This window comes from Arthrobacter sp. B3I4, from assembly GCF_030816855.1.
Classification (GTDB): domain Bacteria; phylum Actinomycetota; class Actinomycetes; order Actinomycetales; family Micrococcaceae; genus Arthrobacter.
Map to the genome: position 1 here is coordinate 1,491,113 of NZ_JAUSYK010000001.1, position 16,300 is coordinate 1,507,412.

Annotated in this window: 12 protein-coding genes and 2 tRNA genes; 11 read left to right on the forward strand and 3 right to left on the reverse strand. The window is 67.4% G+C overall.

Annotation, left to right across the window (positions count from 1 at the left end; translation table 11 throughout):
• Positions 1–118 precede the first annotated feature (118 nt).
• Positions 119–1,306, reverse strand: a complete 1,188-nt coding sequence (locus QFZ61_RS07020; RefSeq protein WP_307034606.1) for an acyl-CoA dehydrogenase family protein — start codon at positions 1,304–1,306, stop codon at positions 119–121.
• Positions 1,307–1,529: 223 nt separating this feature from the next.
• Between QFZ61_RS07020 and QFZ61_RS07025 the strand changes: the two genes are divergently transcribed.
• The 6 genes from QFZ61_RS07025 to QFZ61_RS07050 all read left to right on the forward strand — a co-directional run bounded on the left by QFZ61_RS07025 (position 1,530) and on the right by QFZ61_RS07050 (position 7,145).
• Positions 1,530–2,183: an MOSC domain-containing protein gene (locus QFZ61_RS07025; protein WP_307034608.1), complete on the forward strand. Its 654-nt coding sequence runs from the start codon at positions 1,530–1,532 to the stop codon at positions 2,181–2,183.
• A 464-nt stretch (positions 2,184–2,647) separates the two neighbouring features.
• A complete protein-coding gene (locus QFZ61_RS07030) occupies positions 2,648–4,681 on the forward strand; it encodes a DEAD/DEAH box helicase (protein WP_307034611.1) in 2,034 nt (677 codons plus the stop codon).
• A 305-nt stretch (positions 4,682–4,986) separates the two neighbouring features.
• Positions 4,987–5,058: transfer RNA gene (locus tag QFZ61_RS07035), tRNA-Thr, on the forward strand.
• A 61-nt stretch (positions 5,059–5,119) separates the two neighbouring features.
• Positions 5,120–5,196 (forward strand) — tRNA-Met (locus tag QFZ61_RS07040).
• Positions 5,197–5,440: 244 nt separating this feature from the next.
• Positions 5,441–6,439 carry a DUF808 domain-containing protein gene (locus QFZ61_RS07045; RefSeq protein ID WP_307034613.1) on the forward strand — a complete coding sequence of 333 codons (999 nt, stop codon included), beginning with the start codon at positions 5,441–5,443 and terminating at the stop codon, positions 6,437–6,439.
• A gap of 46 nt (positions 6,440–6,485) precedes the next feature.
• The gene (locus QFZ61_RS07050; protein ID WP_307034615.1) at positions 6,486–7,145 is read left to right on the forward strand and encodes an NAD(P)H-binding protein; all 660 of its coding nucleotides are present in this window, start codon (positions 6,486–6,488) and stop codon (positions 7,143–7,145) included.
• A gap of 174 nt (positions 7,146–7,319) precedes the next feature.
• On the opposite strand, the gene QFZ61_RS07055 is transcribed toward QFZ61_RS07050, so the two are convergent.
• Positions 7,320–9,590 carry a M43 family zinc metalloprotease gene (locus QFZ61_RS07055; RefSeq protein WP_307034616.1) on the reverse strand — a complete coding sequence of 757 codons (2,271 nt, stop codon included), beginning with the start codon at positions 9,588–9,590 and terminating at the stop codon, positions 7,320–7,322.
• A 121-nt stretch (positions 9,591–9,711) separates the two neighbouring features.
• Here QFZ61_RS07055 and QFZ61_RS07060 point away from each other — a divergent pair, with 121 nt between their 5' ends.
• Complete coding sequence (locus QFZ61_RS07060) at positions 9,712–10,014, forward strand: hypothetical protein (protein ID WP_307034618.1); 303 nt, start codon at positions 9,712–9,714, stop codon at positions 10,012–10,014.
• A 182-nt stretch (positions 10,015–10,196) separates the two neighbouring features.
• Here QFZ61_RS07060 and QFZ61_RS07065 read toward each other — a convergent pair whose 3' ends face one another.
• On the reverse strand, positions 10,197–11,276 hold the full coding sequence (locus tag QFZ61_RS07065; RefSeq protein ID WP_307034620.1) for an ROK family protein: 1,080 nt from the start codon (positions 11,274–11,276) through the stop codon (positions 10,197–10,199).
• 203 nt (positions 11,277–11,479) lie between these two features.
• On the opposite strand from QFZ61_RS07065, the gene QFZ61_RS07070 reads away from it, so the two are divergent.
• The 4 genes from QFZ61_RS07070 to QFZ61_RS07085 all read left to right on the forward strand — a co-directional run bounded on the left by QFZ61_RS07070 (position 11,480) and on the right by QFZ61_RS07085 (position 16,172).
• A complete protein-coding gene (locus QFZ61_RS07070; RefSeq protein ID WP_307034622.1) occupies positions 11,480–13,186 on the forward strand; it encodes a glycoside hydrolase family 13 protein in 1,707 nt (568 codons plus the stop codon).
• 83 nt (positions 13,187–13,269) lie between these two features.
• On the forward strand, positions 13,270–14,217 hold the full coding sequence (locus QFZ61_RS07075) for an aldo/keto reductase family oxidoreductase (RefSeq protein WP_307038045.1): 948 nt from the start codon (positions 13,270–13,272) through the stop codon (positions 14,215–14,217).
• Positions 14,218–14,345: 128 nt separating this feature from the next.
• Complete coding sequence (locus QFZ61_RS07080; protein WP_307034623.1) at positions 14,346–15,209, forward strand: CoA ester lyase; 864 nt, start codon at positions 14,346–14,348, stop codon at positions 15,207–15,209.
• 27 nt (positions 15,210–15,236) lie between these two features.
• Positions 15,237–16,172: a DUF2797 domain-containing protein gene (locus QFZ61_RS07085; RefSeq protein WP_307034625.1), complete on the forward strand. Its 936-nt coding sequence runs from the start codon at positions 15,237–15,239 to the stop codon at positions 16,170–16,172.
• Positions 16,173–16,300 lie beyond the last annotated feature (128 nt).

Sequence of the window (16,300 nt, forward strand, 5' to 3'; positions counted from 1 at the left end):
GTCAACTCGTGGCCAGCGACAGCCGGACGGGACGGTTCGACCGACGGGAGGGTTCGGGCGGCGGAAGGGTTCGGCCGACAGGACTGTGGGATCTACGGAAGTCCAGGCGCGCGGCCGGTCAGCGGAAGGCGGCCAGCCCGGTGATGTGCTGGCCCAGGACCAGGGTGTGCACCTCGTCGGTGCCCTCGTAGGTCCGGACCGATTCGAGGTTGGCGGCGTGCCGCAGCGGTGAGTAGTCCAGCGTGATGCCGTTTCCGCCCAGGATGGTCCGTGCCTCCCGGGCGATCGCGATCGCTTCCCGCACGTTGTTCAGCTTGCCCAGCGAAATCTGTTCCGGCCGCAGCTTTCCGGCGTCCTTGAGCCGGCCCAGCTGCAGCGCCAGCAGTGTGCCCTTCTGGATTTCCACCAGCATGTTCACCAGCTTCTCCTGGGTGAGCTGGTACCCGGCCAGCGGTTTCCCGAACTGCAGGCGCTCCTGCGAGTACCGCAGCGCGGCCTCATAGGAGTCCCGGGCAGCCCCCATCGCACCCCACGCGATCCCGTACCGCGCCTCGTTCAGGCAGCTGAAGGGACCGCGCAGCCCGCGCGCCGCCGGCAGCAGCGCCTCCGGGCCGAGCCGGACACCGTCGAACGCGACATCGCACTGGATCGACGCCCGCATTGAGAGTTTCTGCGTGATCGGCGCCGCCGTGACGCCCGGTGTCCCTGCGGGAACCAGGAAGCCGCGCACGCCGTCGTCGGTCATGGCCCAGACCACCAGCACGTCCGCCACGGAGGCCAGCCCGATCCAGCGCTTGGCGCCGTCCAGGATCCAGCCGGCGTCCTCGCCGGTGCCATCCCGGCGGGCGAAGGTTTGCATGGCTGCGGGGTCGGAACCGGCAGTGGGTTCGGTCAGGGCGAAGCAGCCGATCATCTCGCCGGCGGCCATCCGGGGCAGCCATTCCTGCTTTTGCTCTTCCGAGCCCCACAAGTGGATGGCGGTCATTGCGAGGGAGCCCTGCACCGACACAAAGGTGCGGATCCCGGAATCACCGGCCTCGAGCTCCATCGCGGCCAGGCCGTACTCGACGGCGGAGCGCCCCGGGCAACCGTAGCCTTCCAGCTGCATGCCCAGCACCCCGAGTTCACCCAGTTCCGGAGCCAGGTCCAGCGGGAACACGCCGTCGTCGTACCAGCCGGCAATGCCGGGGCGGATCCGCTGGTTGGTGAAATCGCGGATCCCCTCCCGTACTGCCAGCTCCTCGGCGCTCAACAGGGAATCGAGGGCCATCACATCGGACGCATTCATCGCTCCATCGCTGCTCATTGCAGCATCCTATTCCTGCAGCAGCCCTTGCCCCCGGTCCTGCCGCCTGCCCGGACGCCGCCGTGCGCGCTCCTGCCCAGTTGCCTCGGCGGGCCGCACCTGACTCGCGCCGACACGCCGGTGTCAGGAGGCTGCGGACGCCCGGGACCGCTAGTAACTGGGCAGGAACGCGGCGGTTGCTCGCTTGCGGCCTGCCCGAGTCCACCGGTCCTACACTGGTGCCATGAAAACCGCCTCTGTCCTTGCCGTCTGCCGGGTGCACCAGCTGCTCAGCGATGAGGGCAGGCTCGGGGTGACCGCCATCGACAAGCGGGCCGTGGATGGACCCGTCAAGGTTCACCGGCTGGGGCTGCGGGGGGACGTCCAGGTTGACCGCGTCGATCACGGCGGCGAAGACCAGGCCCTTTACGCCTACTCGCAGGCCGACGCCGACTACTGGGCCGCGGAACTGGGGCGGGACATCCCGCCGGGCTACCTCGGCGAGAATCTGCGCGTCGCCGGCCTCGAAGCGACCCACGCCGTAATCGGCGAACGCTGGCGGATCGGGCTCGACGTCGAGGTCGAGGTCACCTCCCCGCGCATCCCGTGCGGCACCTTCCAGCGGCGGGTCAACGAACCGCACTGGGTGAAGCGGTTCACGGAAGCCGGCAGGGTGGGGACGTACCTGCGGGTGGTGCGGGTCGGCAGCGTCCGGGCCGGGGACCACATCCACCGCTCCTACGTGCCAGCGCACGGCGTGACCGTGGGCAAGTGGTTCTCCGACCCCACGGTCCAGGATATGGAGGCCCTCCGGGACGCCGACGCCGAGGGTTCCATCCGGTTGCAGGCGGAGTACCACCGGCAGTTCGAGAAGCTGCAGGCGAAGACCCGGAGCTAGCACCCAGACGCACCGGCTCCCGAGCTCAGCAGGCCGGCACGTGGCTGCCGAGCTGAGCTGGCCGACACCGGAACCAGTGCCAGCTGTGTGCGCAAGCTCACCGCCGTCGTCGTCGTCCGCGTTGGCATCGGTGCGTTTGCATGCCGTACACTTGAAACATCCCCCACTCCGGAAATCCCTTATTTCCTGCCCAATTCTTGAGGCAAGACTGGTAAGTGTTGGGGCCTGCGCGATTGCGACGCAGGCATTTTCATAGGGAGAGCCGGCTAAAGAAAACGCTGTACAGACTGCTGGGATAGCAGCCAAGAGATGCAGCGGGAAGTCCTGCCACGGGATTGCGAAAGCGCCGGACTTCTATGTGACCGGCCGGTCAATGTATGTCCGGCACCACGGCTCACGCGTACTGCGGCTCCGCTCACCTCGGGTAGTGCCGCCTGGCCCCTATGGATGAGGAACATTCCCCTATGCCCGAAAATCAGGACAACTCCGTCGACACTGAAAACACCCAGGCCGACGTCGAGGGTACTGAAACGGCTGCCACTGCGGCCGCCGACACCACTGCTGCCCCCAGCACCGAGAAGACCTCTGACGCCACCGGCGACGACGAAACGGGCCTCCGCTTCGTCGACCTCGGTATCGACGCCCGCGTCCTTGCCGCCCTTCAGGATGTCGGCTACGAGAAGCCGTCCCCGATCCAGGCAGCCACCATTCCGCTGCTGCTTGAAGGCCGCGACGTCGTGGGCCTGGCCCAGACCGGTACCGGCAAGACTGCAGCATTCGCAGTGCCGGCCCTGTCCCGTCTGGCCGAGCTCCACGACCTGAACGGCCCGTCCCGCAAGACCCAGGCCCTGGTCCTGGCCCCGACCCGCGAGCTGGCACTCCAGGTCGCCGAGGCGTTCACCTCCTACGCCAAGCACATCGATGACTTCACCGTCCTCCCGGTCTACGGCGGCTCCGCGTACGGTCCGCAGCTCGCCGGCCTGCGCCGCGGTGCCCAGGTTGTTGTCGGCACCCCCGGCCGCGTCATCGACCACATCGCCAAGGGCTCGCTGGACCTGTCCGAACTCCAGTACCTGGTGCTGGATGAGGCCGACGAGATGCTGCGCATGGGCTTTGCCGATGACGTCGAGCAGATCTTCCAGCAGACCCCCGAGGGCCGGCAGGTTGCACTGTTCTCCGCCACCATGCCGAGCCAGATCCGCCGCATGTCGAAGCAGTACCTGAACAACCCGGCCGAGGTCCAGGTCAAGTCCAAGACCACGACCGGCGCCAACACCCGCCAGCGCTACCTGCAGGTGATGGGACCGCACAAGCTCGATGCCATGACCCGCATCCTTGAGGTTGAAGAGTTCGATGGCGTCATCGCCTTCGTGCGCACCAAGATGGCCACCGAAGACCTCGCCGACAAGCTGCGCGCCCGCGGTTTCCAGGCCGCGGCCATCAACGGTGACATCCCGCAGCAGCAGCGCGAACGCACCGTCGACGCGCTCAAGGAAGGCCGCATCGACATCCTGGTCGCTACCGACGTCGCGGCCCGCGGCCTCGACGTCGAGCGGATCAGCCACGTGATCAACTACGACATCCCGCACGACACCGAGTCCTACGTCCACCGCATCGGCCGCACCGGCCGTGCAGGCCGCTCGGGTGACGCGATCCTGTTCATGACGCCGCGGGAGAAGTACCTGCTGCGCTCCATTGAAAAGGCGACCCGCCAGCCGGTCGAGCAGATGCACCTGCCCACCGCCGAGTCGGTCAACACGCTGCGTCTGGGCAAGTTCGCTGACAAGATCACCGAAACCCTCGAGTCCGAGGACGTCTCGGTGTTCCGTGACCTGATCGCTTCCTATGAGCAGGAGCACAACGTTCCAGCCGCCGAGATCGCCGCCGCACTGGCCGTCATGGCGCAGGGCGGACAGCCGCTGCTGGTCAAGGAACTGCCGGCAGCGCCGGAATTCCAGAAGCGCGAGCGGTCCAAGGACGGCTTCGGCTCACGCGGCCCGACCCGCACCCTGACCGAGGGCAACGCCACTTACCGGATCGCCGTCGGACGCCGCCAGCGCGTCATGCCGGGCTCCATTGTTGGCGCCATCGCCAACGAAGGCGGCATCTCCTCGGCGCAGATCGGCGGCATCGACATCCGCTCGGACCACTCCCTCGTGGAGCTCCCGGCGGACCTGAGCCCCGACCAGCTGAGAGCACTGTCCCGCACCCGGATCGGCGGCGAGCTGATCCACCTCGAGCTGGACAACGGCCGCAAGCCCTCCGGTGACCGCGGCTCCTACCAGGGCAACCGCGGGGGAGAACGCAGCGGCGGCTACTCCGGCGGCAGCGGAAACTTCAAAGGCAACGGCGGCTTCAAGCGCGAATTCCGCAAGAACGACGGCGAGCGTTCCTCGGCTGACCGCGGCGGACGCTCCTTCAGCGACCGGAACGAACGCGGTGCGGACACCCGCAAGCCGCGCACCGAAGGCGGCTTGAAGCCCCGCAACAAGTGGTAACCACTCGGTTATAAGCAGTGCCTGAACGGGCCGGCTCTTCGGAGCCGGTCCGTTTCTGCTATCCGTGGGCCGATGCCCGGCGTCGGGACGGCGCGATGCCCGACGTCGGGATTGGCCTTTTTGACGGTGTCGACCGCTCCCGATGTCGGCTTCGTCACATCCCCGGCCGTGGGCCTTTTACCGTGCCGGATGAAGAGCCCGCCAGGTCCGGAAAAGCCCGGAATACCGCGGCCGGTGCCGGCATGGGAGGAGGCCGTTGGCCGATTTGTTGGCAGCGGAATCTTCCGGTAAAGTATTTACTCGTTGCCCCCCTAGCTCAGTGGTAGAGCGCGTTCTTGGTAAGAACGAGGTCACCGGATCGATTCCGGTGGGGGGCTCTGGGTGAGGGCCTGTGTCAAGGCGGTTTTGACCGGCTTGATGCAGGTTTTTCTCATTCGTGGCGGTGTAGCTCAGTTGGTTAGAGCGCACGACTCATAATCGTGAGGTCGGGAGATCGAGCCTCCCCACCGCTACCAGATCAGACCCCCGGAATCCGCAAGGTTCCGGGGGTTTTCTGCGCTGCTGGGAAGCATCAGTTTGTGGAGCATGGGTTAGCCCTGGAGCATTCCCCTGCTTCCCCTGCCGGCAACGTCCCACGGGCTGCCCGCCACTCCAGCCCAGGTACTGCCCGCCGCCATATAATTCGAATATGCCACTCCCTCGTCTCGACCGAGACACCCACGCTCAGCCGTCCACCTTCGAGCGGTCCGGGGGTGCCTTGTGAGCGGCGGTCTCGTTGCCCTGCTGGACGACATCGCCGCCTTGGCCCGCATAGCGGCCGCCTCGGTGGACGACGTCGCCGCCGGAGCCGCGAAGGCGGGAACCAAAGCAGCCGGCGTGGTCATCGACGATGCCGCCGTCACCCCGCAGTACGTCTCCGGGGCGGACCCGTCCCGGGAACTGCCAATGATCAAGCGGATCTTCTGGGGCTCGCTCCGGAACAAGCTCTTATTCATCCTGCCGGCGCTGCTGCTCATCAGCGCCTTCATCCCGGGGGTCATTCCGTTCATCCTCATGGCCGGTGGCACCTACCTTTGCTACGAGGGTGCCGAAAAGGTCTGGCACAAGCTCCGCGGAGACCACTCGGACGAAAAGGCTCCGGCGGTCGAGCGGGGCCCGGAGGCGGAGGCCAAGGTCACCCAAGGCGCCATCACTACTGACTTCATCCTGTCCTGCGAGATTATGGTCATCTCGATGAACGAGGTGGCCAGCGAGTCCCTGTGGGTCCGCGCCGTCATCCTGGTCGCCGTGGCCATCGCGATTACGGTGCTGGTCTACGGCGCCGTCGGGCTCATCGTCAAGATGGACGACATCGGCCTGCACCTGACAACCAAGGACTCCGCGGGCTCCCAACGTCTCGGTGAGCTCCTCGTCAGGGGAATGCCCAAGGTGCTGGCCGTGATCACCTTCGTAGGGACGATTGCCATGCTGTGGGTCGGCGGCCACATCATGCTGCAGGGGGCCCACGACCTCGGCTGGCACGCACCCTATGACCTGGTCCACGTCCTTGAACACCCTGTGGCCGGGATCCCCGTGTTCGGCAGTTTCCTGGCCTGGCTCGTGAACACCGTATGCTCGGCCGTCATCGGTCTCGTCTGGGGCCTCGTCGTCCTGGCCGTCGTGCACCCGCTGCTAAAACTGCTGCCGTCCGGGGCGAAGAAGGGCGGGAACGAGGAAGGTGACGTCGCTGTCACCGGCGCCCATGGCAGCTCCGACTGACAGGGCAACCGGTGCAGAGCCGGCCGAGGTGGGACACAATGGGACGATGACGCGAATCGCAATCATCGGTGGCCACGGCAAAGTGGCCCTAGAACTGTCCAGCCTGCTGTCCCAGGACGGGGCCGAGGTGACGTCCATTATCCGCAATCCCGACCACCGCGCCGACGTGGCCGCCACCGGCGCCTCCCCGCTCGTGCTGGACGTAGAGAAGTCCACGACGGCGGAAATCGCCGCGGCGCTTAAGGACCACGACGGCGTCGTCTGGTCCGCCGGAGCCGGCGGCGGCAGCCCGGAACGCACTTACGCGGTGGACCGCGACGCGGCGATCCGCTCAATCGACGCGGCCACGCAGGCCCGTGCGCGCCGCTACGTCATGGTCTCTTACCTTGGCGCCGGGCCGGACCACGGCGTCCCGGCGGACAACAGCTTCCACGCCTACGCCGAGGCGAAGGCTGCTGCCGATGAACACCTGCGGGGGAGCGGGTTGGAGTGGACCATCCTGGGGCCCGGGTCCCTGACGGACGGTCCCGGCAACGGGCTGATCGAGGTCGACCCGGCCGACACATCGGACGGCACCGACACGGCACGCGCCAACGTGGCTCTCGTGGCGGCCGCGGTGCTGGGCCTGCCGCAGACCGCCGGGCGGACCATTGAGTTCCGGGACGGGACGCTGCCGCTTGCCGCCGCACTGGAGTCGGCGAGCTAACAGTCGCCCAGGGGGTGCCAGGCTGTGTTAGCGGGCCGCCCGGGTTGGAGAGCCAAGTACCAAGCGTCGATGGCTTCCCGTCCCCGTCCCGCGGCGGGGCTTGCAGCATACGACGAAGGCAAGTGACGACGGCGGCCCCTATCGTCACTTGCCTTCGTTATCACCTGCGTTGGTCTAGGGCGTTACTACCGTGCCCTGGTTGGCTGACCATTTGATGGATCCGAACTGGAATCCCTGGGAGCAGCTTCCGTCGGCTCCGCATGCTTGATTTGCGACGGGATAGCCGAGCCTGCCGTTTTCGTAGCCAAGGTCACCCCAGGCAGCTCGGATAGGCCCGGAGGTGGCGTAGGCGCCGATACCGGGGGCGTAGTGGATGGTGCCGTTCTGGAAGCCCTGGTAGCAGCCGCCGTTGACCAGGCCGCAGATCTCGTTGGTTACCGGGTAGCCGAGTTTGCCGTTCTCGTAGCCGAGTTTGCCCCATGTTGCGCGGATTCCACCCCAGGTGGCGTAGGCGCCGATGCCGGGGGCGTAGTGGATGGTGCCGTTCTGGAAGCCCTGGTAGCAGCCGCCGTTGACTAGGCCGCAGATCTCGTTGGTTACCGGGTAGCCGAGTTTGCCTTTCTCGTAACCGAGCTTGCCCCATGTTGCGCGGATTCCGCCCCAGGTGGCGTAGGCGCCGATGCCGGGAGCGTAGTGGATGGTGCCGTTCTGGAAGCCTTGGTAGCAGCCGCCGCCGGTCAGGCCGCAGATTTCGTTGGTCACCGGGTAGCCGAGCTTGCCGCCCTCGTAACCGAGTTTGCCCCACAACGCGCGGATTCCGCCCCAGGTGGCGTAGGCGCCGATGCCGGGGGCGTAGTGGATGGTGCCATTCTGGAAGCCCTGGTAGCAGCCGCCGTTGACTAGGCCGCAGATCTCGTTGGTTACCGGATACCCGAGCTTGCCGTTTTCGTAGCCGAGCTTGGCCCACGCAGCGCGGATTCCGCCCCACGTGGCGTAAGCGCCGATGCCCGGAGCGTAATGGATATCTCCGCCTTGGAACGACTGGTAACACCCGCCGTCGACCAGGCCGCACGACTCATTGCTGGTGGGGTATCCGAGCTTGCCGTTTTCGTAACCGAGCTTCCCCCATAAGCTGCGGGTGCCTCCCCAGGTGGCGTAGGCGCCTCCGCCGGGAGCCCAGTGGATGGTGCCGTTCTGGAAGCCCTGGTAGCAGCCGCCGCCGGTCAGGCCGCAGATCTCATTCGTGACGGGGTAGCCGAGCTTGCCGTTTTCGTAGCCCACAACGCCCCAGGCGTAATGGATAAGGCCAGTGGTAGCGAACGCGCCAACGCCAGGAGCCCAGTGGACTGTGCCGCCCTGAAAGGCCTGGTAGCAACCGCCGTCCCGCAAGCCACAGAGGACCCCGGAAGTGGCCTCGCCCAAAGAAGTGTTCTCGCTCGCGACGGGCGCGATAGCCCGAGCCGCCACTCCGGCGACGGATTCGATGGTTACGCCTGCCCCAGTGGAGGAGATCCAGTCAATCGACACGCTGGTTCCCGCATGGGTGGTAAAGACTTGACCCGCCTGCCAGGCCTGGTTCGCGCCATAATATCCCAAGAATCCCCGGCTATCCGGCTGCAAGGCGAGGGAACCCGCGTCGAGTGCTTGAACGACCTTGACGCCCCGGTTGCCGTTCACGGCGACGGCGGTGTCGTAACCCACCGGCAGGCGGAGTTCGAGGTAGTAGACCTCCCCGCTCACGGGGTCAGTGAACCTCACGGCGCGATTTGCTTCGGTTCCGGCCCATGGCTTGAGTGTGTAGCTCTTTCTACCCCCGACCGTGCCGGCGTTCAGAACTTCATCACCGCGGCCAAAGCCGCCGAATTCCCACATTGGGGAACTGATGACTGGCTGACTCGCCTGCGAAGCGCCCATGAGGTCCAAGGTGTCCTTGTACTCTTGGATGCTGCAGCTCGTGTCAGCAAAAGTGCCGTTCATGGTGGTGCTGACGTCCTGTGCACCGCTGCCACACTGGAGTGCATTGGCATGCATCAACCCCAGAACGTGGCCGAATTCGTGCGTTAAGACGCTGCTACTCATCTGCCCGGGACCGGGCAGAGGCATAATGACTCGCCCGCTCGTGCCGTTGTAGCTCCACCCTGCCCCATACGCGCCGTCTGAAAGTGTCGGCGTCGAGACAAAGACCACCAGAGCAGTCCAGGGGTTGGGACTGGCTGGCCAACCGAGTTCGGCTGAGATGGTGTTCATCATGTCCGTGTAGCTCTGCTTGGAGGTGGCCTTACTCGTCCAATTCTCCGGGGTTCCCAGCTTCATGCGTATGCGCGGGCCGTTAGCGCCAGTACTCATGGCCTGCCAATAGTTGTTGGCCGTGCTCACTGCACCGGTGACATCGGTGTCGTAAATATCGGCCTTGCGGTCAGCCAGCTGGACCTTGACGATCCTCACAGAGATGGTGCCGGCCCTGGTTAGTGAGTACGCCTCGGTAGCGAGTTTCTGTGGGGCGGCGCCCTTGGGCCTGCTTGGCGGCGGTGTTTGAAAGGTGTGCTCGGCAGGAAGTGCACCTTGGGTGGCGTCAGGCGTCGGCGAGGCCGAAGTGGTTGCCGCGACGTCAACCGGCGTCGGCGACGCGGCGGACGTCGGGGACGTGGCCGGCGTCAGCGACGTGGCGGACGTCGGGGATGCGGTGGACGTCGGGGACGTGGTGGGAGCTGCCGAAGGCGCCGCCGTCGCGGGGGACGTTGCTGTTGGAGTAGGAGTGGGGACCTCCTCCGCCCAGGCGGGTGCGCTGCTAAGGGCTGGGAGGGACGACACAGAAAGTACCAGCGCTGCGACAAGCGCAGCCGACTTCCGAATTAGATTCACTTCTTGACCTTCGTGAGACCGCTGCTTTCACCGATACTGAGCGGTGCCGCCGCGGGAGACCGGGAAACGAGGCAAGTCTACGGAGACACTATGAAAAGGCGAGGCGACTTGCGCAAACCTTTCCGCAGCAATCGCCAATTGTTGTAAAAACTGCGCAAACCTTGTGATGGAATGCGTCCCGGCGCAAAGCTACCGGGCCAGCTCCAGCTCCAGCGCGTTGGCCTCGACGAAGTCCAGGGCGTGCCGGATGGCTCCGACGGTGACGATGGCGTCGCCCAGCGGCGATACTGTCACGCGCGGGGGAGTGGCGGTAAAGCGGGGCAGGGCGGCAGTGATGCCGGGCAGGAGGGCGGCTGCCGAATCGGCGACGGCGCCGCCAATGACCACCTGTTCGGGGTTCAGCAGGCTGGCGATGGCGGCGACGACGCGGGCCATCCGGTCTGAGAGGCGGGCCAGGATGGCGACGGCGGCCTCGTCGCCGGCCGCAGCATCGGCGAAGACCCGCCGCGCACCGGGTGTGCCCCCGGACGACGGTCCGCCATCCGCGGCCTGCCACTGCCGGGCCAGGCTCGCGATGCCGTCGCTGGAGCCGACTCCCTCCACCATCGCCAGGAAGCCCATTTCGCCGGCTCCGCCCCCGCGCCCATGCAGCAGCCGGCCGGACTCCAGCACTCCGGCACCAAGGCGCTCACCGGCCAGCAGCACGACCAGGTCATCCACGCCGGGCCCGGAGCCGCGCCACCGTTCACCCAACGCGGCGAGGTTGGCGTCATTCTCCAGCAGTACCGGCCAGCCGTGCAGGTCCAGCAGCGCGGAGCGGAGCCCGACGTCGAAGAGGCTCCAGAAGTGCTGCGCCGCCAGAACATTGCCGGCACGGTCCACAGGGGCTGCGATGCCGGCTCCTACGGCCAGCACCTTGCCCGGGCTCTCGCCGGCATCGTTCAGGGCCTGCCTGCAGGCCCGGTCCACAACGCTGATGCGTTCCTCGGCGGGGATGTCCGCAGCCCGGAAGCTCCCGCTGGCGCGGGCGAGCACGGTGCCGCGCAGGTCGGCGACAGCTGCAGTGGTGGTCGCGGCGCCAATGTCGAGGCCTAGCACGACGCCGGCCCGTGCCTTGAGTTCGAACCGGCGTGCCGGCCTGCCCTTCTGCGCTGTTCCGGCGGTGCGGGCGTCCTTTCGGGGAACATCCAGTTCGCGGATCCAGCCGCGCCGGAGCAGGTCCTCGCAGACGGCAATCACCGAAGCCCGGGTCAGTCCTGTCTCAGCCATGAGTTCCGTGCCGGTGGCCACCTCGGTCCCGCGGATGGCGGCCAGGACCGACTGCGCATTGACCCGGCGCAGCAGGTGCGGCGTGGCCGCTGTCTGTGGTGCCGGAATCTTGACCTCCCCTTGGCTGCGGACCCATAATTGACCTAGTAATAAATTTAGTATCTATCTAAATTATCAGACGCCCCCAGCCCGAAGGACTTCTCTTGTCGAACACCGCCACGCTGGCAACCCTGTCCGGATCCGACCTCGCCGCTGACCCTAACTGGTGGCGCCAGGCGTCCGTGTACCAGATTTACCCGCGCAGCTTCTCCGACTCCAACGGGGACGGCCTGGGCGACATCAAGGGCATCACCGCGAAGGTCCCTTACCTCAAGGCGCTGGGGATCGACGCCGTGTGGCTCTCTCCGTTCTACCCCTCCGCGCTCGCTGACGGCGGCTACGACGTCGACGACTACCGCGACGTGGACCCGAAGCTCGGCACGCTCGATGACTTCGACGAAATGTCCGCCGCGCTGCATGCCGCGGGCATCAAACTGATCGCCGACATCGTTCCAAACCACTCCTCCAACCGGCACGTCTGGTTCCAGGAAGCGCTCGCCTCCCCTCGCGGTTCGGCCGCGCGGGAGCGCTACATCTTCCGGGATGGCAAGGGCGAAAACGGCGAGATCCCGCCCTCGGACTGGGAGTCCGTCTTCGGCGGGCCGGCCTGGGAACGCATTACCGAGCCCGATGGCACCCCCGGCCAGTGGTACATGCACATCTTTGCCAAGGAGCAGCCGGACCTGAACTGGTCGAACCGTGAGATCCGCGACGACTTCCTCAAGACCCTGCGCTTCTGGTCCGATCGGGGTGTGGATGGTTTCCGCGTCGACGTCGCTCACGCCCTGACCAAGGACCTGACGGAGCCGCTGCTGTCCAAGGTCGAGCTCAACCCGGCGGGAACCGGCGCCGACGGCCACATCGACGGCTCACACCCGTTCTGGGACCGTGACGAAGTCCACGAGATCTACGTTGAGTGGCGCGAGCTCTTCAACGAATACAACCCGCCGCGCACCGCCGTCGCCGAAGCCTGGGTGCACGCCAGCCGCCGTGCCCGCTACGCCAGCCCCGAGGGCCTGGGCCAGGCGTTCAACTTCGACCTGCTGCAGGCGGATTTCGACGCCGACGAGTTCCGCGAAATCATCACCCGCAACCTCGCCGAGGCCACCGAGTCCGGCGCCTCTTCCACCTGGGTGTTTTCCAACCACGACGTCGTCCGGCACGCAACGCGCTACGGCCTGCCCAAGGCCGTCGGACGGCACGCCAAGGGCCAGGACGGCAAAGGCTGGCTGCTGGACGGCGCCCCGAGCGAGGAACTCGACGTCGAGCTGGGGCTGCGCCGCGCCCGCGCCGCGACCTTGCTGATGCTGGCCCTGCCCGGCTCCGCCTACCTATACCAGGGCGAGGAACTGGGCCTGCAGGAAGTCGGCGACATTCCGGACGCCGAGCGCCAGGACCCCACCTTCTTCCGCAACAAGGGCGTCGAGGTCGGCCGTGACGGCTGCCGCGTTCCGCTGCCGTGGGCGGCGGACGGTTCCTCCTTCGGCTTCGGCGACGGCGGCGCACACCTGCCGCAGCCGGAATGGTTCGGCCGTTACTCCGTTGCCGCCCAGGACAACACCGAGGGTTCCACCCTCGAGTTCTACCGCCGGGCTTTGAAGCTGCGGCGTGAACTGCAGACCTCCGAGGAACTGGAGTGGCTGGAAACTGAACACGCCAACGTGCTGCACTTCCGCCGCTACGGCGGCTGGCAGTCGGTGACGAACTTCGGGGACGACGCCGTCGAACTGCCCGCCGGTGAGGTGCTGATCAGCAGCGGCCCGCTGGACGGGAACCTGCTGCCGGGCAACACGAGCGTCTGGCTCCGGTGACTTCACCGTCTGGGGAGCGCACCGGGCAGCACGGTGAGCGGGCGGCTACGGCCCTGCCGTCCGGGGTTTCCGGGGCGGAGCCGATGCCGACCCAGGAATTGATTTACGGCTGCATGGGGCTGGGCGGCAGCTGGTCGGCGGAACCGTACTCGTCCGCGCACGTGGACGAGGCGGCCGCCGCCGTCGGCGCCGCGCTGGAGGCCGGCATCACGCTCTTTGACCATGCGGACATTTACCGCAGCGGCAAAGCCGAAGCGGTGTTTGGCGAGGTGCTGGCGCAGACGCCGGGTCTGCGTGAGCGGATCCGGCTGCAGACCAAATGCGGCATCCGGCTCAACCAGGAAGGCTTGGACGCGTTCTACGACCTGAGCCGGGAGGGGATCCTGGAAAGGGTCAACGGGAGCCTTGCGCGGCTTCGGACCGACTACGTGGACGTGCTGATGCTGCACCGGCCGGATCCGTTGCTCGACCCGGCCGAGGTGGCCAGCGCCGTCGGGCAGTTGATGGCCGAAGGCAAAGTCCGCGCCCTGGGCGTGTCCAACATGTCCGCTCCGCAGATCGAGTTGTTGCAGGACCGGCTGGAGGTGCCCGTGGTGGCGAACCAGCTGGAGATGAGCCTGTCCGCCCGGGCATGGCTGGAAAGCACCGTGCTGGTCAACCACGCCGAGGGCACGGACTACAGCTTCCCGCACGGCACCGTGGAGCATTGCGTGCGCCGCGGCATCACCCTGCAGGCTTACGGTTCCCTGTCCCGGGGGCTCTACACCGGGGCACCGGCGGCAACGCCGAGCGCGGCGGAGCGGGCCACGGCAGCCCTGGTGGCCGAGATGGCTGCGGCCAAAGGCACCACCGGGGAGGCGATCCTGCTGGGCTGGCTGATGAAGCACCCGGCCCGGATCTCACCCGTGCTCGGAACCGCCGAGCCGGAGCGGATCCGGGCCTGCGCCGGGGCCGTCGGGGTGGCGGCCTCCATGAGCCGCGCCGAGTGGTACCGGCTATGGATCACCGCCCGCGGCAGCAACATCCCCTAAGCCGTCCGCCTGCCGCTGCGCCCCCAACCGCCCGCAGGTGGGCGTCGGATGCGGTTTTGTTCGTATTGGTCGCCCCGAACGGGGGTCTTACTTGGCGGCGGGCGGTCCCGGGCGGCTAGCGTAGAGACATGACCTCTATGACCACCGCCGGGATTGTCCGGCCCCAACGCAACGTCCCGGCCGAAATTGCCCGCTCCTGGCTGCTGGTCAACGCCATGAAGCCGGAACTTTTCGGACCGTCGGCAGAGTCCCGCGCGGACGCCATCATCCTGGACATCGAAGACGCGGTGGATCCTTCCCAGAAAGACGCGGCCCGCGAGCACGTCGTCGACTGGCTGACCGCCGGTGGAAGCGCCTGGGTCCGGATCAACGACGCCACCAGCCCCTTCTGGGCGGATGACCTCGCAGGCCTGCGCGGCACGCCCGGACTGCTGGGCGTGATGCTCGCCAAGACCGAGTCCGCGGACCAGGTCACCGAGAGCTTCCACCGCATGGACGGCAAGACCCCCGTGATTCCGCTGGTCGAGTCGGCCGTAGGCATCGAGGAGGCCAACCACATCGCCAAGGCCCAGGGCGCCTTCCGGCTGGCCTTCGGCTCGGGCGACTTCCGCCGCGACACCGGCATGGCCGCCACCGCGGAGGCGATGGCCTATCCCCGCGCCAAGCTGGTCGTGGCCAGCCGCGTGGGCAACCTGCCCGGCCCCGTCGACGGCCCCACGGTGGGCACCAACCACCCGATCCTGCGCGAGCAGACCGGCATCACGGTGATGATGGGCATGACCGGCAAGCTCTGCCTCGCCATCGACCAGACCCCCGTCATCAACGAGGTCATCAGCCCCACGCCCTCCGACGTCGCCTGGGCCACCGACTTCATGGCCGACTTCGAGGCCAACGGCCGTGTCATCCGGGACGGCTCCGACCTGCCGCGCCTGGGCCGTGCCGAGAAGATCATGAAGCTCGCGGTAGCGTTTGGGGTGCAGCCGGCCCTGTAGCCGACCCCGATCCAGCAAGGAGACCCCGTGACCGATACCCGTTATCTGGTCCACGGGGTCTTTTGGGATGGTCCTGCGCCCTCGGCCGCCGGGGAGGCCCGGGTCGTCCTGCGCCTGCAGGACGACGCGGGGGCGATCCGAGAGGTAGCGCTCGACGCCGGAACCCGGCTCGGCTTCCGCGTCACCGCCCCGGGGAAGCGCTGCCTGGGCCACCACAAGGTCCACGGTCCGGCGGAGCGCGACTACGTCCGCTGCGCGGAGCGGGCCGCTGCCGAGCGCGGTCACCAGTGCGGCACCTGTTTCGCCGTCGACGATTCCCGGCTGGTCCACGATTTCCACCGCGGCGGCCGCGTGCCGGCGGGGCTGCGGGCCTATCTCATGCAACCGCACTGGCTGTACGTGGCGACCTTCGCCAACGGGGCCAGCAAGGTTGGCACCGCCGCGGAGCTGCGCAAATGGAACCGGCTCGCGGAACAAGGAGCCGTCGCGGCCCGCTACGTTGCCGCCGCCGACGACGGGCGGATCGTGAGGCTTCTGGAGGACCTCGTCACCCGCGACGCCGGGCTGCCGCAGCAGGTCCGCTCGACGGCGAAGGCCGCCGGGATCGCCGCGCCGCTGCTCCCTGCCGACGTCGATGCCCGCAACGCCCGCCGGGCCGCCGGAGCCCGCGCAGTGCTGGCCGTCGCCGGCAGTGAGGGGTACCGGGTCGTGGACGAGCAGTGGCGGCGGCCCCGGTTGGCGGACGCCGCAGCCGTCCCGGCGCTCCGGCACGCCTACCCGCATGATCTCGGCTCCGGCACGCACGGCTTCGAGACCACGGCGCTGAGCGGCAGCGTTGCCTTGGCCCGGCTCGACGGCGCGGACTTGGACTTCGTGGTGAACCTCGCCAGCCTGAAGGGGCGGACCATCGAACTCGGCCAGCACCGCTCGGAGGTCCCGGCGGTCCAGGAGTCCCTGTTCTGAAGCGCAAATTACCTGGCGACGCGCAAAAGTCCGGACGCGCCCGGTATTCCCGCGTCGGTGGGTAATATCCGCGGCGCCGGGAACCAGGCGCGTCGCAGAGCGACCCACTGCTCCCCGTAGAATGGCAC